Raw genomic sequence first — 20,017 nt, 5'->3', positions numbered from 1 at the left:
CTTTCCGACCCGGAGGGACGAACGACCATGGTGGACAAGGAACAGCTCAGCTACTACCTCAAGCGGGTCACGGCGGACCTGCAGGACACCCGGCGCCAGCTGCGGGCGGCGCGGGAGGAGCGACGCGAGCCGATCGCGATCGTCGGCATGGCGTGCCGTTACGCCGGGGGTGTGTCGTCGCCCGAGGACCTCTGGCGGCTCATCACCGCCGACGGCGACGCGGTCGGCGAGTTCCCGGCCGACCGCGGCTGGGACCTGGAGACGCTGTACGACCCGGACCCGGACCGGCCGAACACCAGCTACACCAACGAGGGCGCGTTCCTGTCCGGCGCCACCGACTTCGACGCCGGCTTCTTCGGCATCTCCCCGCGCGAGGCCCTCGCGATGGACCCGCAGCAGCGACTGCTGCTCGAGGTGTCGTGGGAGGCGCTGGAGCGGGCCGGCCTGGACCCGTCGGCACTGGCCGGCACCCCCACCGGCGTCTTCGCCGGCACCAACGGCCAGGACTACGTGCGCCTGCTGATGACCTCGCACGAGTCCGAGTCGCTGGAGGGGCACCGGCTGACCGGCAACACCGCGAGCGTCCTGTCCGGCCGGGTGTCGTACACGCTCGGCCTGGAGGGCCCGGCCGTCACGGTCGACACCGCCTGCTCGTCGTCCCTGGTGGCGCTGCACCTGGCCGCGCAGGCGCTGCGGCAGGGCGAATGCACGCTGGCGCTGGCCGGCGGCGCCACGGTGATGTCGACGCCGGGCGCGTTCATCGAGTTCAGCAAGCAGCGCGGCATGGCGCCGGACGGTCGCTGCAAGCCGTTCGCCGACCGGGCCGACGGCACCGGCTGGGGCGAGGGCGTCGGCGTGCTGGTGCTCGAACGGCTCAGCGACGCGGTCGCCAACGGCCACCGGGTCCTCGCGGTCGTCCGCGGCAGCGCGGTCAACCAGGACGGCGCCAGCAACGGGCTGACCGCGCCCAACGGCCCCTCGCAGGAACGCGTCATCCGGGCCGCGCTGTCGGCGGCGGCCCTGGGACCGGATGAGATCGACGTGCTCGAGGCGCACGGCACCGGCACCCGGCTCGGCGATCCGATCGAGGCCAACGCCGTGCTGGCCACCTACGGCCGCCACCACTCGCCCGAGCGGCCGCTGCTGCTCGGCTCGGTCAAGTCGAACATCGCGCACACGCAGGCCGCGGCCGGCGTGGCAGGTGTGATCAAGATGGTGCTGGCCCTGCAGCACGGCAGCGTGCCGGCCACCCTGCACGTGGACCGGCCCACCACGCACGTGGACTGGTCGTCCGGCTCGGTGCGGCTGCCCACCACGCTCACCCCGTGGCCGGAGCTGGACCGGCCGCGCCGCGCCGGCGTGTCCTCGTTCGGGGTGAGCGGCACCAACGCGCACGTGATCCTCGAGCAGGCGCCCGCGCCGGACGCCTCGCCGGCTCCGGCGGACGGCCTGTTCGGTGCCGGGCCGGTTCCGCTGCTGTTGTCCGGCCACAGCGAGCCGGCCCTGCGCGAGCAGGCCGCGCGGCTTCTCGGCACCCCGGAGCACGGCCTGCTCGACCTCGCGGCGTCGCTGGCCACCACTCGGTCGGCCCAGCGGCACCGGGCCGCCGTGCTCGCCGCCGGCCCGGACGAGGCCCGGCACGCCCTGGCAGAGCTGGCCCGCGGCGAGCGCCCGGCCACCGTGGCCGGCAACGGCCGGACCGCGTTTCTCTTCGGCGGCCAGGGCGCCCGCCACGTCGCCGCCGGTCGCGACCTCTACGAGCGGGTGCCGCGCTTCGCCGCCCACCTGGACGAGGTGTGCGCCGCGCTCGATCCGGTCGCCGGCTGGTCCGTGCGGGAGGCGCTGTTCTCCGGCGACGGCCGGCTGGACCGCACCGAGCACGCGCAGCCGGCCCTGTTCGCCCTCGAGGTCGCGCTGGCCCGCCTCTGGCAGGACTGGGGGGTGCGGCCCGACTTCGTCCTCGGCCACTCGGTCGGTGAGCTGGCCGCCGCGCACGTGGCCGGGATCCTCTCGCTCGGCGACGCGGCCGTGCTCGTCGTCATGCGGGGCCGGCTCATGCAGGCGATGGCCCCCGGCGTGATGGTGGCGGTGGCCGCCGCCGAGGACGAGGTGGCGCCGCTGCTGACCGGTGACGTGTCGATCGCCGCGGTCAACGGCCCGCGGTCGGTCGTCGTCTCCGGCACCGAGGAGGCGGTCGCCGCGGTGACTGCCGCGCTGCCGGATCGCAAGGCGACCCGGCTGCGGACCGGGCACGCCTTCCACTCGGCCGCCATGGAGCCGATGCTGGACGACTTACGGGCGGTGGCCGAGGGGCTCGACTATCAGCCCGCCCGCATCCCGGTGGTGTCCAACGTGACCGGCCGGCTCGGTGGCATCGGCACCGCCGACTACTGGACCCGGCACGTCCGCTCGGCGGTGCGCTTCGCCGACGGCGTCGCGCTGCTGCTCGACCGGGAGGTGACCACCTTCGTCGAGCTCGGCCCGGATGCGGTGCTGACCGCGATGGCCGCCGCCTGCGTGCCGGCCGGCCGCGCCGGCGTCGCGCTGGTACCCACCCTGCGCCGTGACCGGCCCGAGCGCGACGGCGTGGTCGAGGCGCTCGCGGCGGTGCACACCAACGGGACCCGGGTGGACTGGGCGGCGGTGTTCGACGGCACCGGCGCTCGCGTGGTGGAGCTGCCCACGTACGCGTTCCAGCGCGAGCGGTACTGGCTCGAGCACCCGTTCTCGGCGACGGGCGACGTGACCCGGCTCGGCGTCGGCACGGTCGACCACCCGCTGCTCGGCGCCGCCGTCGGGCTGGCCGACGGCGACGGGCTCGTCCTGACCGGCCGCGTCGCGGGCGCCGCCGGATCGGCCCTGGCCGACCCGCTGACCGCGGCCGCCGCGGTCGTCGAGCTGGCCCTGCACGCCGGCCGGCAGACCGGCTGCGACGAGCTCGCCGAGCTGACCGTCGAGGAGCCCCTCACGCTGCCCGAGCGCGGCGCCGTGCAGCTGCAGGTGCTGCTCGGCGCGGCGGACGAGGCCGGGCGGCGGCCGGTCGGCGTGCACTCCCGCGACGATCGGCCCGGCGCCACGTGGACCCGGCACGCCGCCGGCACCGTCGCGCCCCGCACGTCGGAGCCTTCCGGCGCGGCCGCCAACGATCTGTGGTCGGAGGTGGCGCTGCCCGCCGACCGGCTGCCGGAGGCCGCGCGCTTCGGCATCCACCCCGCGTTGCTGGCCGCCGCGGTCGCGGTGGCCGAGCGGCTGCGGCCGGCCGGCGAGGGCCACGTGCGCCTGCCCGTCCACTGGCGCGGCGTGGTGCTGGCCGCGGCCGGCGCCACGGCGGCCCGGGCCCACCTGACCGCCGCCGGTGACGACACGTTCGCGCTCGACTTGCGCGACGCCGAGGGGCGCCCGGTGTTCTCGGCGACGGCGGTCGGCACCGCCGACCGGCCCGTGCGGCACCGGCGCGGCGACTCGCTGTTCGTCGTCGACTGGGCCGAGGTCCCGGCCGGGGAGGCCGGGCACACCGGCGGCTGGGCCGCGATCGGCGCGACCGGTGTGTGCGGGGTGCCGCCGGCGTTCCCGGATCTCGCGGGGCTGTCCGCCGCCGTGCGCGACGGCGCCGCGGTCCCGGAGATCGTGCTGGCCGCCCCGGCCGCCTCCGGCTCGGTGCGCGCCACCGTCGGCGCGGCGCTGGAGCTGGTGCAGGCGTGGCTTTCCGCGGACGCCCTGGAGCCGGCCAGGCTGGTGGTGGTCACCCGGGACGCGACCGGTGCGGGCGCCGACCCGGCCGGCGCCGCGGCCTGGGGACTGCTGCGGTCGGCGCAGTCCGAGCACCCCGGGCGTCTCACGCTGCTCGACACCGACGGCGCCGCGGCCTCCCACCGTTTGCTCGCCGCCGCCCTCGCCACCGGCGAGCCGCAGCTGGCGCTGCGCGGCGGCCGGATCCTCGCGCCGCGGCTGGCCCGCATGCCGGAGCCGGCCGCGACCCGGGCCCCCGACCCCGCCGGCACCGTGCTGATCACCGGCGCCACCAGCGGCATCGGCCGGCTGGTCGCCCTGCACCTGGTCCAGCGGCACGGCCTGCGGCACCTCCTGCTGGTCAGCCGCAGCGGGGCGGCGGCGCCCGGCGCGGCCGCGCTCCTCGACGAGCTGGCCGCGGCCGGTGCCGAGGCGTCGATCGTCGCGGCCGACGTCGCCGACCGTGACCAGCTGCGCGCCTGCCTCGAGCAGGTGCCGGCCGGCCACCCGCTCACCGCCGTGGTGCACAGCGCCGGCGTCGTCCGCGACGGCCTGCTCACCGCGATGACCCACGAGCAGATCGACGCGGTGCTGCGGCCGAAGGCGGACGCCGTCCGGCACCTGGACGAGCTCACCGCCGGCCTGGACCTGGCCGCGTTCGTCGTCTTCTCCTCGGCGGCCGCCAGCATCGGCGCCGGCGGGCAGGCGAACTACGCGGCGGCCAACGCGTTCCTGGACGCCTACGCGGCCCGCCGCGCGGCCGCCGGCCGGCCCATGGTCGCCGTCGAGTGGGGGCTGTGGGCCGAGCGCAGCGGCATGACCGCCCCGCTCGGCGAGGCGCACCAGGTCCGCGCCGGGCGCGCCGGCATCCTGCCGATGTCCGCCGAGGAGGGCCTCGCGCTCTTCGACACGGTCCTCACCACCGTCGTGCCGCCCGTGGTCGTCGCGGCCCCGCTCGACCTGGCGGCCTGGCGCGCCCGGGCGGCCGCCGGCGAGCTGCCCCCGCTGCTGCGCGGCCTGATCGCCGCGCCGGCCCGCACCGAGGCTCCCGCCGTGGCGGTGGCGGGGATGAGCGACGAGGAGCGCCGCCGGGCCATGCTGGGCCTGGTGCGCCGGCACGCGGCCGCCGTGCTCGGGCACACCTCGTCCGAGGCCGCCGCGCCGGACCGGCTCTTCAGCGACCTCGGCTTCGACTCGCTCACCGCCGTCGAGCTGCGCAACCGGCTCACCGCCGACACCGGGCTGCGGCTGCCGGCCACGCTGATCTTCGATTACCCGACGCCGGACCACCTCGCCGGCCACCTGGCCGCGGAGCTCGCGGGATCGGCGGCCGCGCCGGCCGCCACGACCGCCGCTGCCGCGGCCGACGAGCCCATCGCCATCGTCGGCATGGCCTGCCGGTTCCCCGGCGGCGCCGGATCGCCCGAGGAGCTCTGGGGCATGCTGGCCGACGGCCGCGACGGCATCGGGCCGTTCCCGGACGACCGGGGATGGGACATCGACCAGCTGTTCGGCGAGGGACGCTCCGGGGTCGCGTACGGCGGCTTCCTCGACGGCGCGGCCGACTTCGACCCCGGCTTCTTCGGCATCTCACCGCGCGAGGCGCTGGCGATGGATCCGCAGCAGCGCCTGCTGCTGGAGACGACCTGGGAGTTGTTCGAGCGGGCCGGCATCGACCCGGCCACGCTGCGCGGCACCCGCACCGGCGTGTTCGCGGGCACCAACGGGCAGGACTACGCGCTGCTGCTCCAGGACCTGCCGGAGGAGCTGGAGGGCTACGTCGGCACCGGCAACGGCGCGGCGGTGTTCTCCGGCCGGGTGGCGTACACGTTCGGCCTGGAGGGTCCGGCGGTCACGGTCGACACCGCGTGCTCGTCGTCGTTGGTGGCGCTGCACCTGGCGGCGCAGTCGCTGCGGTCCGGTGAGTGCGACCTCGCGGTGGCCGGCGGCGTCACGGTGATGTCGACGCCGATGCCGTTCGTCGAGTTCACCCGGCAGCGCGGCCTGGCCGAGGACGGCCGGTGCAAGTCGTACGCGGACGGGGCGGACGGCACCGGCTGGTCCGAGGGTGTCGGTGTGCTGCTCGTCGAGCGGCTGTCGGACGCCCGTCGTAACGGCCACCGGATTCTCGCGGTGGTGCGCGGTTCGGCGGTCAATCAGGACGGCGCGTCGAACGGCTTGACGGCGCCGAATGGTCCGTCGCAGCAGCGGGTGATCCGGCAGGCGCTGGCGAACGCGGGCCTGAGCGGCGCGGAGGTGGACGCGGTCGAGGGCCACGGGACCGGTACGCGGCTCGGTGACCCGATCGAGGCGCAGGCGCTGCTCGCCACGTACGGCCAGGGCCGGGAGACGCCGCTGCTGTTGGGGTCGATCAAGTCGAATCTCGGTCACACGCAAGCCGCCGCGGGTGTGGCCGGTGTGATCAAGATGGTGATGGCGATGCGGCACGGGGTGGTGCCGCGCACGTTGCACGTGGACGCGCCTTCGTCGCAGGTGGACTGGGGCGCCGGCGCCGTCGAGGTGGCCGCCGAGGCCGTGCCGTGGCCCGACTCCGGGCGGCCGCGCCGGGCCGGGGTGTCGAGCTTCGGGATCAGCGGCACCAACGCGCACGTGATCCTCGAACAGGCCGCACCGGAGGAGCCGGTGCCGGCCGAGCGCCCGGACGGCGTCGTGCCCTGGGTGCTGTCCGCGCCGTCCGAGACCGCGCTGGCCGCGCAGGCGGAGCGCCTCCTGGCGTACGACGGTGATCCGTTCGACGCGGGCCGGTCGCTGGTCACCACCCGCGCCTCGTTCGGCACCCGGGCCGTCCTGCTGCCGGAGCGCGACGCGGACCGGCCGGCCCTGCTGCGGGCCCTCGCCGACGCCGCGGAGGCGCCGGGAATCGTCCGCGGCACCGCCGTCACCGGCCCCCGGGTGGCGTTCGTCTTCCCCGGGCAGGGGTCGCAGTGGGTCGGCATGGCGCGCGACCTGCTCGCCGCCGACGCCACCTTCGCCGAGCGGATGCGCGAGTGCGCGGCGGCGCTGAGCGACCACACCGACTGGTCGCTGCTCGACGTGCTCGACGACCCCGCGGCGCTGGCCCGCGTCGACGTGGTGCAGCCGGTCCTGTTCGCGGTCATGGTGTCGCTGGCCGGGACCTGGCGCGCGCACGGCGTCGAACCGGCCGCCGTCATCGGGCACAGCCAGGGCGAGATCGCCGCCGCCTGCGTCGCCGGCGGCCTGACCCTCGCCGACGCGGCCCGGGTGGTCGCGCTGCGCAGCCGGGCCCTGGCCGCGCTGGCCGGGCAGGGCGGCATGGCCGTCGTGCCGGCCCCGCCGGAGCAGGTCGCCGAGCGGATCCGGCCGTGGGGCGAGCGCCTCGCGGTCGCCGCCGTCAACGGTCCCGCCTCGGTGGTCGTCTCGGGTGAGACCGCCGCGCTCGACGAGTTCGTGGCCGCCTGCGGCGACCTGCGCGTCCGGCGGGTGGACGTCGACTACGGATCGCACTCCGCGCAGGTCGAGCGGATCGAGCGGCAGCTCGCCGAGGCCCTGGCCCCGATCCGCCCACGCTCCTCGGCCACGCCGTTCTACTCGGCGCTGACCGGCGAGCTGCTGGACACAGCGGCGCTCGACGCCGGCTACTGGTATCGCAACCTGCGGCACACCGTCCGGTTCGAGCCCGCCGTGCGCCTCGCGGCCGAGCACGGTCACACGGTCCTGATCGAGGTGAGCCCGCACCCGGTGCTCGTGCCGGCGCTGCGGGAGATCGCCGAGACCCTCGACCACGACGTCGCGGTGCTCGGCACGCTGCGCCGCGACGAGGGCGGGCCGCGCCGCTGGCGCACGGCCCTGGCCGAGGCGTACGTGCGGGGCGTGGCCGTCGACTGGACCGTGCTCTACCCGGGCGGCCGGACGATCGATCTGCCCACCTACGCGTTCCAGCGCCGCCGCTTCTGGCCGGACACGCTGCTCGCGACCGCCGGGGACGTGACCGGGCTGGGGCTCACCGGGGTCGGGCACCCGCTGCTGCGCACCGTGACCACGCCGGCCGGCACCGACACCCGTCTGCTGAGCGGCTCGGTGTCGATGCGAGCGCACCCGTGGGTGGCCGACCATCGGGTGCTCGACTCGGCGGTGCTGCCCGGCAGCGCCTATGTGGACCTGGCGATCCGGGCCGGTGACGAGGTCTCCTGCCCGCGGATCGAGGAGCTCGTCCTCGAGACACCCTTGGTCGTGCCGGCGCAGGGCGCGGTGCGGCTCCAGGTCACGGTGGGCGCGCCGGACGAGGCGGGTCGCCGGAGCCTGGACGTGCACGCGTGCCGCGACGGCGGCGACTGGGCCCGCCACGCCACCGGGGTGCTCGGCCCGGCCGTGGACCGGGTCGCCGAGGACCTCGCCGCCTGGCCGCCGCCGGGCGCCGCCGCGGTGCCGCTGGGCGACTTCTACGAGCGGGTGGCCGCGACCGGCGTCGACTACGGGCCGGTGTTCCGCGGCCTGCGGGCGGCCTGGCGCGACGGCGACCGGGTCTACGCCGAGGTGGAGTTGCCCGAGGCGCAGCGCGGCGCGGCCGCCTCGTTCGGTCTGCATCCCGCGCTGCTGGACGCCGCGCTGCACGCCACCGGGCTCACCGCGGACCGTGACGGCGCCGCACACCTGCCGTTCACCTGGTCGGACGTAGAGCTGTCGGCGTCCGGCGCCACCGCCGCCCGGGTGCTCATCACGCCGGCCGGCCCGGACGCGACGACGGTGCTGCTCGCCGACGGGACCGGTGCGCCGGTGGCGTACGTGGGCTCGCTGACCGCTCGGCCGGTCGCCGCCGGCGGTATCGCCGGCGCCGCGCCGCTCTACGGCCTGGACTGGGTGGAGGCCGCCGAGCGGCCCGAGTCGGGGCGCTGGGCCGAGCTCGGCGACACCGGCCTCGCCGTCGGCGGCGACCGCTACGCCGACCTCGCCGCCGTGCTCGCGGCCGAGGCGCTGCCGGACGTGGTGTTCGCCGCCGCCCCGGCCGCCTCCGGCGATGACGTTCCCGCCGCCGTCCACGAGAACACCCGCGCCGCGCTCGCGCTGCTGCAATCCTGGTTGGCCGAGCCGCGCCTCGCCGGGGTCCGGCTGGTGCTGACCCTCCGCGGCACGGTGGCCGGCGCGGCCGTGCGGGGATTGGCCCGCTCGGCGCAGTCCGAGCACCCCGGCGCTCTCGTGCTGCTGGACGCCGGCGCCGGGACGGTGCCGCGCGCGGCCCTCGCCGTGGCCGCGGCCGGCGACGAGAACGAGCTCGCCGTCCGCGACGGCCGGGTGTTCGCGGCCCGGCTGGCCCGGCTCCGCGCGCCGGCCGGGGAGCGGCCCGCGCTGGGCTCCGGCACCGTCGTGGTCACCGGCGGCACCGGCGTGCTCGGCCGGCTCCTGGCCCGGCACCTGGTCACCGCGTACGGCGTCCGCCATCTGCTGCTGCTGAGCCGCGGTGGCGGGACGGTCGAGGACCTCGACGCCGACGTGACCGTCCGGGCCTGCGACGTCGCCGACCGGGCCGAGCTGGCCGCCGCGCTGGCCGCGGTGCCCGCCGAGCACCCGGTGACCGCCGTCGTGCACGCGGCCGGGGTGCTGGACGACGGCCTGATCGGATCGCTGACCCCCGACCGGCTCGACGCGGTGCTGCGGCCCAAGGTGGACGCCGCCTGGCACCTGCACGAGCTGACCCGCGACCTGAGGCTGACGGCGTTCGTGCTGTTCTCCTCGGCGGCCGGCACGCTCGGCAGCGCCGGACAGGGCAACTACGCGGCCGCCAACGCGTTCCTCGACGCGCTGGCCACCCACCGCCGGGAGCTGGGGCTGCCGGGGCAGTCGCTGGCCTGGGGGTTCTGGGCCGACCGCTCCGGGCTCACCGGCCGGCTCTCCGGCCGCGACCTCGACCGTCTGACCCGCACCGGGATCCGCCCGCTGCCGGCGGCCGAGGCCCTGGCCATGTTCGACGACGCGCTGACCCGGGACGTGCCGGTCGTGGTGCCGGTCGCCTTCACCGGCACCGGCGCGCGCGGGCGGCAGCAGCCGGTCCCGCCGCTGCTGCGCGGCCTCGTGCACGGGGCCGCCCGGCGCACGGCCGGACAGGCGCCGGACGGCGACCTGTTCCGCCGCCGGTTGCTCGGGCTGCCGGAGCGCGAGCGCGCCGAGCTGATGCTCGCGCTCGTCCGCGACCACGCCGGCGCGGTGCTCGGCCAGGCGGGCCCCGATGCCGTCGCGCCGGGCCGGCCGTTCCAGGAGCTGGGCTTCGACTCGCTCACGGCGGTCGAGCTGCGCAACCGCCTCGCCGCGGCGACCGGCCGGCGCCTGCCCGCCACGCTGGTCTTCGACTTCCCCACCGCGGCCGAGGTCGCCGAGCACCTGCTCGCCGAGCTGACCGGCGGGACGGCGCCGGCCGCCGCCGCACCGGCCACCGCGGGCACCGCCGGCGATCCGATCGCGATCGTCGCGATGAGCTGCCGCTATCCCGGCGGCGTGCGGACGCCGGAGGACCTCTGGCAGCTGCTGCTGGACGAGGCCGACGCGATCTCGGAGTTCCCGTCCGACCGCGGCTGGGATCTCGACCGGCTGTTCGACACGAGCCGCACGGTGCGGTCGTCCGCCCGCGAGGGCGGCTTCGTGCACGACATGGCCGACTTCGATCCGGACGCGTTCGGCATCTCGCCGCGCGAGGCGCTCGCGATGGACCCCCAGCAGCGGGTGCTGCTGGAGACGGCGTGGGAGGCGTTCGAGCGGGCCGGCATCGACGTCACCTCGCTGCGCGGCACACCGACCGGCGTCTTCGCCGGCGTGATGTACCACGACTACGCGTCCCGCCTGCACGACGTGGTGCCCGACGAGCTGGTCGGCTATCTGGGCAACGGCAGCGCGGGCAGCGTCGCGTCGGGCCGGGTGGCCTACACGTTCGGGTTGCAGGGCCCCGCCGTGACCGTCGACACGGCCTGCTCGTCGTCGCTGGTGGCGCTGCACCTGGCCTGCCAGTCGCTGCGCCAGGGCGAGAGCTCCCTGGCCCTGGCCGGCGGTGTCACGCTGATGTCCAGTCCGGCGGTGTTCGTCGAGTTCAGCCGGCACGGCGGGCTGTCCAACGACGGCCGGTGCAAGTCGTTCGGCGCCGGCGCGGACGGGACCGGGTGGTCCGAGGGCGCCGGCATGGTGCTGCTCGAACGGCTCTCCGACGCCCGCCGCAACGGCCACCCGGTGCTGGCGGTGATCCGCGGCTCGGCGGTCAACCAGGACGGCGCGTCGAACGGCCTCACCGCGCCGAACGGGCCCGCCCAGCAGCGGGTGATCCGGCAGGCCCTGGCCAGTGCGGGGATCTCGGCGGCCGAGGTCGACGTCGTGGAGGCACACGGCACCGGCACCCGGCTCGGCGACCCGATCGAGGCGCAGGCGCTGCTCGCCACCTATGGCCAGGACCGGGACGAGCCGCTGCTGCTCGGCTCGGTCAAGTCGAACCTCGGGCACACGCAGGCCGCCGCCGGCGTCGCCGGCGTGATCAAGACCGTGCTGGCCCTGCGCCACGGCGTGGTGCCGCGCACGCTGCACGCCGACGAGCCGTCGCCGCAGGTGCCCTGGGAGAGCGGCGCCGTGCGGCTGGCCACCGCGCGCACCCCGTGGCCGGAGCACGGCCGGCCCCGCCGCGCCGGCGTCTCGGGGTTCGGCGTGAGCGGCACCAACGCTCACGTCATCCTCGAGGCGGCCGAATCCGTCCCGGCGCACACCCCCGAGCCGGCGCCCGGGCCGCTGCTGCCGTGGCTGCTGTCCGCGCGCACCCGCCCGGCGCTGCGCGCGCTGGCCGGCCGGCTGAGCGGCCACCTCGGCCAGGACCCGAACGCCGTCGCCGCCACGCTCGCCACCTCCCGCGCGGGTCACGACCAGCGGGCCGCGATCGTGGCCGCGGACCCCGGCGCGCTGGCCGCCGGTCTCACCGCGCTCGCCGCCGGGTCGCCCGCGCCGGGGGTGATCGAGGGAGCGGTCACCACCGGCGGCCTGGCGTTCATGTTCTCCGGCCAGGGCGCGCAGTACGCCGGGATGGGACGCCGCCTGCACGAGACGTTCCCGGCCTACGCCGCCGCCTTCGACGCCGTGGCCGCCGAGTTCGGCGATCCGCTCGTGCTCGACGGCACGGCCCTGGACGAGACCCGGCACACCCAGCCCGCGCTGTTCGCCGTCGAGGTCGCGCTGGCCGCGCTGCTGCGCGACTGGGGGATCCGGCCGGACCGGCTGATCGGGCACTCGATCGGCGAGATCGCGGCCGCGCACGTGGCCGGCGTCTTCTCCCTCGCCGACGCCTGCCGGCTGGTCGCCGCCCGCGGCCGGCTCATGCAGGCCCTGCCGGACGGCGGCGCGATGGCCGCGATCCAGGCGCCGGCCGCCGAGGTGGCCGCGACGCTGCCCGCGACGGTCGGCGTGGCAGCGGTCAACGGGCCGTCCTCGACCGTGATCTCGGGCGCGGGCGCGGAGGTCGAGCGCGTGACCCGGCTCTGGGCCGAGCGCGGCCGGCGGACCCGCCGGCTGCGGGTGAGCCACGCCTTCCACTCGCCGCTGATGGACCCGATGCTGGCCGACTACGAGCGGGTGGTGCGCGAGCTGCGCCCCGCCGCTCCGGCGCTGCCCGTGGTGTCCACGGTGACCGGTGAGCTGCTCACCGCCGAGCAGGCCACCTCGGCCGAGTACTGGGTGGGCCAGGTCCGGGCCACCGTGCGGTTCGCCGACGGCGTCCGGGCGCTGGAACGGCTCGGCACCGGCACGTTCCTCGAGGTGGGCCCCGGCGGCGGCCTGGCGCCCCTGGTCACCGAGACGCTTGGCGGGGACGTCGCCGCGCTCGCCACGCTGCGGCCCGACCGGGACGAGACGGTGGCGGCGCTGTCGGCCGCCGCCGGCCTTTACGTCCGCGGCGTCCCACTGGACAGCGCCCGGCTCTTCGGCACCGGCGGCCCCCGGGCCGACCTGCCCACCTATCCGTTCCAGCGCCGCCGCTTCTGGCTCGAACCGCACGCCGCCGTGGCAACCGGAAGCGCCGGTGGCCGCCGCTACCACGAGCGGTGGCGGGAGCTGCCCGAGCCGGAGCCGCGCACGCTGGAGGGCACCTGGCTGCTCGTCGGGCCGGACGATGCGGGCATCGGCGCCGCGCTGGCCGCGCACGGCGCGCGGGTCCGCACCGCCGCCACGGCCGCCGACCTGGCCGGCCACGGCGACGTGACCGGCGTCCTCTCGCTGCTCGCCCTCGACGACCGGCCGTCGCCGGAGCACCCCGTGCTCCCGCTCGGCGTGCCCGCGACGCTCGCGCTGATCGAGCGGCTGGCCGAGGCCGGGGTCCGCGCCCCGGTGTGGAGCGTGACCCGCGCGGCGACGGACGCCGGCGGTGACGCCGACGCGCCGGTGCGGCCCGCGCAGAGCCTGCTGTGGGGCCTCGGCCGGGTGATCGCGCTGGAGCACCCGGACCGGTGGGGCGGCCTCGTCGACCTCCCCGCCGACCCGGATGCCGCGTCGCTGGCCCGCCTGCCCGGCGTGCTCGGCGGCCCCGAGGACCAGGTCGCCCTGCGGCCCGGCGCGGCGTACGCGCGCCGGCTGGTCCGGGCGCGGCCGCCGGCGGACCGGCCGGCGTGGACGCCGCGCGGCACCGTGCTGATCACCGGCGGCACCGGCGCGGTGGCCGGGCACATCGCGCGGCACCTGGCCGAGGCGGGCGCCGAGCACCTCGTCCTGCTGAGCCGCCGCGGTCCCGGCGCCCCCGGCGCGGACGAGCTCGCCGCCGGCCTGCGGCGCCGCGGCGCCGAGGTGACGCTGATCGCCGGTGACGTCGCCGATCGGGGCGTGCTCGAAGCCGTGCTGGCCGAGCACCCCCCGTCCGCGGTGATCCACGCGGCCGGCGTGAGCACCGTCGCCCCGCTGGCCGGAACCGATCCGGCCGCCTTCGCCGCGGTCGTCGAGGCCAAGGTGGCGGGCGCGGCCCACCTGGACGAGCTGCTGGCCGACCGGCCGCTGGACGCGTTCGTCCTGTGCTCCTCGATCGCCGCCACCTGGGGCGCCGGCGGCCAGGGCGCGTACGCCTCGGCCAACGCCTTCCTGGACGGGCTGGCGCGCCGCCGGCGAGCGCTCGGCCGGGCGGCCACGTCGATCGCCTTCGGGGCGTGGGCCGGCGACGGCATGGCCGAGAAGGACGAGCTGGTCCGCCGCGGGGTCCTCCCGATGGACCCGGAGCACGCGGTGGCCGCCCTCGTGCGGGCGGTCGGCGACGGCGACACCACGGTCACCGTGGCCGACATCGACTGGACTCGGTTCGCCCCGCTCTTCTCCTCGGTCCGGCCGGCGCCGCTCTTCGGCGACCTGCCGGAGGCCCGGGACGCCGCGGCCGCGCCGATCGCCGCGGTCACGCCGGCCCTGACCCTCGACGGGCTGTCCGGGCCGCGCCGCCACCGGCGGGTGCTGGACCTGGTCCTGGCCCACGCCGCGGCCGTGCTCGGGCACACCGACCCGATCCCGGCCAACCGTGGGTTCCAGGACCTCGGCTTCGACTCGCTGATCGCTGTCGAGTTCCGCAACCGGCTCGCCACGGCCACCGGGCTGGCCCTGCCCACCACGCTCGCCTTCGACTACCCGGCGGCCGGCCCGCTCGCCGGCCACCTCCTCGCGCTGCTGACCGGGGAGGGCGAGCCGGCCGCCGGCGAGGTGGGGGAGCGCCCGGGCACCGATGAGCCGGTCGCCATCATCGGGATGGCGTGCCGCTTCCCCGGCGGCGTCCGGTCCCCCGACGACCTCTGGCGGCTGGTCCGCGACGGGATCGACGCGATCTCGGAGTTCCCGGGCGACCGGGGCTGGGACCTCGGCGCGCTCTACGACGCGGACCCGGAGCGCGCCGGCACGTCGTACACCCGCGAGGGTGGTTTCCTCAGCGACGCGCCGGGCTTCGACGCCGGCTTCTTCCGGATCGGCCCGCGCGAGGCGCTGGCGATGGACCCCCAGCAGCGGCTGCTGCTGGAGACCGCCTGGGAGGCGGTGGAGCGGGCGGGCCTCGACCCGCACGGGCTGCGCGGCACCCGCACGGGCGTCTTCGTCGGCACCAACGGGCAGGACTACGCGTTCCTGGCGCACGCCTCCGGCGAAGACCTCGGCGGCTACGTGGGCACCGGCAACGGCGCGGCCGCGGTCTCCGGCCGCATCTCCTACACGTTCGGGCTGGAGGGCCCGGCGCTCACCGTCGACACGGCGTGCTCCTCGTCGCTGGTGGCGCTGCACCTGGCCGCCCAGTCGCTGCGCCGCGGCGAGAGCACGCTGGCGCTGGCCGGCGGCGCCGCGGTGATGGCCACCCCGGCGGCCTTCGTCGAGTTCAGCCGGCAGCGGGCGCTGGCCCCCGACGGCCGCTGCAAGGCGTTCGCCGAGGAGGCGGACGGCACCGGCTGGGGCGAGGGCGTCGGTGTCCTGCTGCTCGAACGGCTCTCCGACGCGCGCCGCAACGGCCACCGGGTGCTCGCCGTGGTGCGCGGATCGGCGGTCAACCAGGACGGCGCCAGCAGCGGGTTCTCCGCGCCGAACGGGCTGGCGCAGCAGCGGGTGATCCGGGGTGCGCTCGCCGACGCCCGGCTCGAGGCGGCCGACGTGGACGCCGTGGAGGCGCACGGCACCGGCACCGCGCTCGGCGATCCGATCGAGGCGCAGGCTCTGCTGGCGACCTACGGCCGGGACCGGGCGCGCCCGCTGCTCCTGGGCTCGGTGAAGTCGAACATCGGCCACACCCAGGCGGCCGCCGGCGTGGCCGGTGTGATCAAGATGGTGCTGGCCATGCGGCACGGCACGCTGCCGAGGTCGCTGCACGCCGAGCGGCCGACCTCGCACGTGGACTGGTCCTCCGGCGCGGTCGAGCTGCTCGGCCAAGCCGTGGACTGGCCCGCGACCGGCCGCCCGCGCCGGGCCGGCGTCTCGGCCTTCGGCGTGACCGGCACGAACGCGCACGTCGTGCTCGAGCTGCCCACCGAGCCCGAGGAGGAGCGGCGGCCGGAGCCGCTTCCCGCCATCCCGTGGGTGGTCTCCGCTCGCGACGAGGCCGCCCTGCGCGAACAGCTCGCGCGGCTGGCGGAGGTGCGGGCGGACCCCGTCGACGTCGGCTACACGCTCGCCGCCGGCCGGGCCACGATGGAGCACCGCACGGTCCTGATCGGCGCCGACCGCGGCGAGCTGCTGCGCGCGGCCGAGGCCGGAGCCGGCGTGACCGGCCGGGCCCGGCCCGCACCGCGAGTCGTGTTCGTCTTTCCCGGGCAGGGCGCCCAGTGGGCCGGCATGGCCACCGAGCTGCTGGCCACCTCGCCGGTCTTCGCCGCCCGGATGGCCGAGTGCGCCGCGGCGCTGCGCCCGTACACGGATTGGTCCCTGCACGACGCGCTCGCCGACGACGCGGCCCTGGCCCGCGTCGACGTCGTGCAGCCGGTGCTGTTCGCGGTGATGGTCTCGCTGGCCGAGGTGTGGCGCTCGTGGGGCGTCGAGCCGGACGCGGTGATCGGCCACTCGCAGGGCGAGATCGCCGCCGCCGTGGTCGCCGGCGCGCTGTCGCTCGACGACGGCGCCCGCGTGGTGGCGCTGCGCAGCCGCGCCCTGGTCGCGCTGGCCGGAGGGGGCGGCATGGTGTCGGTGGCGGTCTCGGCCGAGCGGGCCCGGCAGCTGATCGGCGACGGCCTCTCGCTGGCCGCGGTCAACGGGCCCGCCTCGGTGGTCGTGTCGGGCACGCCGGCCGCGCTGGACGAGCTCGTCGACCGGGCCACCGCGATGGGCGTCCGCACCCGCCGGATCGAGGTCGACTACGCCTCGCACTCCGCCCTCGTCGAGCCGATCCGGGCCGAGGTCCTCGAGGCCCTGGCGCCGGTGCGGCCGCGCGCGGCCGAGGTGCCGTGCTACTCGACGGTGACCGGGGAGCCGGCCGACACGACGCAGTGGGACGCGGGCTACTGGTATCGCAACCTGCGGGGCACGGTGCGCTTCGAGGCCGCGGCGAAGGCCGCGGCCGGTGCCGGGCCGGCCTGCTTCGTCGAGGTCAGCCCGCACCCGGTGCTGGCGGCGGCGGTGCAGGAGCTCGACGGCGACGTGCTGGCCTGCGGCACGCTGCGCCGGGGCGAGGGCGGCACCCGCCGCCTGCTCGAGTCGGCCGCCGAGGTCTTCGCCTACGGCGTGCCGGTCGCCTGGCCCCGCGTGTTCGACGGCACCGGGGCGCGCCCGGTGGAGTTGCCCACCTACCCGTTCCAGCACGAGCGCTACTGGCTCACGGTGGCGCCCGCGCGCACCGGCCTGCTCCGGGTCGACTGGCCCGCCCTGCCGGCCGCCACCGCGGCGCCGGGGCGCTGGGCCGCGCTCGGCGGCGCCTGGGACGTGCCCACCTACCCGGACCTCGCCGCGCTCCGCGAGGCGGGGCCGGTGCCCGACGTCCTGCTGGCGCGCGCCGGGGACGTCCGGGAAGTGCTGGCGCTGGTGCAGCGGTGGCTCGCCGACGAGGCCACGGCCGCCGCCACGCTGGCCGTCGTGACCTCGGGCGCGGTCGCGACGGCGCCCGGCGAGGACGTGACCGACCTGGACGCCGCAGCGGTGTGGGGCCTGGTCCGCTCGGCACAGTCCGAGGACCCCGGCCGGATCGTGCTCCTCGACGCCGGGCCGGCCGTCCCGCTCCCCGTGCTGGCCGGCGCGCTGGCCACCGGCGAGCCGCAGATCGCCGTGCGCGGTCCGGAGCTCCGCGTGCCGCGCCTGGCGCCCGTCCCACCGGCGACCACGGCCAAGCCTCCGCTCGACCCCGACGGCACGGTCCTGGTCACCGGCGGCACCGGCGGCCTCGGCGCCCTGGTCGCGCGGCACCTGGCCGAGAGGCACGGGGTGCGGCACCTGCTGCTGCTCAGCCGCCGCGGCGGCCCGGCGCCGCAGATCGACGCGGACGTCACGGTGCGGGCCTGCGACGTGGCCGACCGCGCCCAGCTCGCCGCCGCCCTGGACGCGATCCCGCCCGAGCACCCGCTCACCGCGGTCGTCCACGCCGCGGGCGTCCTCGACGACGCGCTGATCGGCGCACTGCGCCCCGACCAGCTGGACGCGGTGCTGCGGCCGAAGGTGGACGGCGCCCGGCATCTGCACGAGCTGACCCGCGACCGGGACCTCGCCGCCTTCGTGCTCTTCTCCGCGGCCGCCGGCGTCCTGGGCAACCCCGGCCAGGCGAACTACGCGGCCGCGAACACCTATCTGGACGCGCTGGCCGCGCACCGGCGGGCCGGCGGACTGCCCGCCGTGTCGATGGCCTGGGGCCTCTGGGCCGACGCCACCACGATGACCGGCCACGTGGCCCGTGAGCTGTCCCGGCACGGCGGCGTGGTGCCGTTGAGCGCCGAGGCCGGCCTCGCGCTGTTCGACCGGGCGCTCTCGGCCGGCTCCGCCGCGGTGGTGCCGATGCCGCTCGACATGGCGGCGCTGCGGGCCCAGCGCCGGGCCGGCCTGCTGCCGCCGATCCTGGCCGGCCTGCCCGGCGAGGATCGTGACCGGCCGGTGGAGGCGCCGCCGGCCGCGGACTCCGGCGCGTTCCTCGGCCGGCTGCGGGCCGCCGGCCCGGGCGAGCGCGAGCAGCTGGTGCTCGAGCTGGTGCTCGGTGCCACGGCCACGCAGCTCGGCTATGCCGATCCCGGCCGGCTCGAACCGGCCCGCAGCTTCGTCGAGCTGGGGCTGGACTCGCTCGGCTCGGTCCGGTTGCGCAACCAGCTGGCGGCCGGCTGCGGCGTGCGTCTCTCGGCCGGCCTGATCTTCGAGTACCCGACGCCGGCCGCGCTCGCCGAGCACCTGCACGCCGCGCTGGTGCCGGCCGAGGCGCCGGTGATCGCCGACGGCGACGTCCCGGCGGACGTGGCGGCCGCGCTGATGGTGCTGGAGGAGCTCACCAAGCTCGACGGCGCGGTCACCGCGCTGCCACCCGAGAACGCGGCCCGGACGCGGATCACCACGCTGCTGCGGACGCTGACCGACAAGTGGGGGAACGACTGACGTGACAGAAGACATTGTGGAGGTCGCCGGGGTCGGCTTCGGGCCGTCCAACCTGGCGCTCGCGATCGCGCTGCGCGAATGCCGCCCGGCCGGGACGGAGGCGGTCTTCTTCGAGCGGCAGCCGTCGTTTGGGTGGCACCGCGGCATGCTGCTCGACGACGCGACCATGCAGATCTCGTTCCTCAAGGACCTGGTGCTGCTGCGCAACCCGGTCAGCTCGTTCAGCTTCCTGGCCTACCTGCACGACCGCGGCCGGCTCGCCGACTTCATCAACCACCAGACGCTCGTGCCCTCCCGCGTGGAGTTCCACGACTACCTGCAGTGGGCGGCCGAGCGGGTCGCCGGCGTGGTCCGCTACGACAGCGAGGTGCTGGCGATCCGCCCGCTCTCCGGCGACGGCGTGGTGGACCTGCTGGAGCTGGTGGTGCGCGACGGCGCGCACCGCGAGCCGTACGTGTGCCGGGCGCGCAACGTGGTGCTCGCGACCGGCCTGCAACCCCGGTTGCCGGACGGCGTGCGGGCCTCCGGCCGGGTCTGGCACAGCGCGGACTACCTGCACCGGCTGGCCGGGCTGCCGCCGGAGGCGGCCGGCAGCTTCACCGTGGTCGGGTCCGGGCAGAGCGCCGCGGAGATCACCAACGACCTGATGTCGCGCTTCCCGGAGGCGACCGTCCACGCCGTGTTCCCCCGGTACGGCTACAGCGTCGCCGACGACAGCCCGTTCACCAACCGGATCTTCGACGCCGCCGCGGTCGACGACTACTACCTGGCCGCTGCGCCGGTGCGCGAGTCGCTGATGGCCTACCACGCCAACACCAACTACTCGGTCGTCGACCTCGACCTGATCCGTGAGCTCTACCGCCGCCAATACCAGGAGCGCGTGCGCGGGCGGGACCGGCTGCGGATCGTCAACGTCTCGCGGGTGCGGCGGGTCCGCGAGAGCGGCGGCGCGGTCTCGGTCGACGTCGAGTATCTGCCCACCGGGGAGCACACCGACCTGCGCAGCGACGTCGTCGTGTTCGCCACCGGGTATCGCCCGCTGGACCCGCGGCCGTTGCTCGGCGAGCTCATGGAGTTCGTCGAGCTGGACGACGACGGCATGGTCCAGGTCGGCCGCGACTACCGCCTGCGCACCTCGGACAAGCTCGCCTGCGGCATCTACCTGCAGGGCGGCACGGAACACACGCACGGCATCTCGTCGAGCCTGCTGTCGACCACCGCGCAGCGGGCCGGTCACATCGTCGAGTCCCTGACCGGCACCACCCCTCAGTGATCACACCGATCGAAGGAGAAC

General features: G+C 77.0%; 2 protein-coding genes and 1 pseudogene. All 3 read left to right on the top strand.

What is annotated here, in order from left to right; genetic code table 11:
* Window positions 1-30 precede the first annotated feature (30 nt).
* Window positions 31-12,591, top strand: a pseudogene (locus Ade02nite_RS45420) (SDR family NAD(P)-dependent oxidoreductase); the annotation flags it as partial.
* A complete protein-coding gene (locus Ade02nite_RS51020; protein ID WP_438871023.1) occupies window positions 12,580-18,723 on the top strand; it encodes a type I polyketide synthase in 6,144 nt (2,047 codons plus the stop codon). The pseudogene Ade02nite_RS45420 and the gene Ade02nite_RS51020, both read left to right, overlap by 12 nt.
* Window position 18,724: 1 nt before the next feature.
* Window positions 18,725-19,996, top strand: a complete 1,272-nt coding sequence (locus Ade02nite_RS45415) for a lysine N(6)-hydroxylase/L-ornithine N(5)-oxygenase family protein (RefSeq protein ID WP_203777649.1) — start codon at window positions 18,725-18,727, stop codon at window positions 19,994-19,996.
* The last annotated feature ends 21 nt before the right edge of the window (window positions 19,997-20,017 follow it).

This window comes from Paractinoplanes deccanensis (assembly GCF_016862115.1).
Lineage (GTDB): Bacteria > Actinomycetota > Actinomycetes > Mycobacteriales > Micromonosporaceae > Actinoplanes > Actinoplanes deccanensis.
Note: the sequence above shows the minus strand (reverse complement) of the source record. Positions and strands in the feature narration are given on the sequence as shown.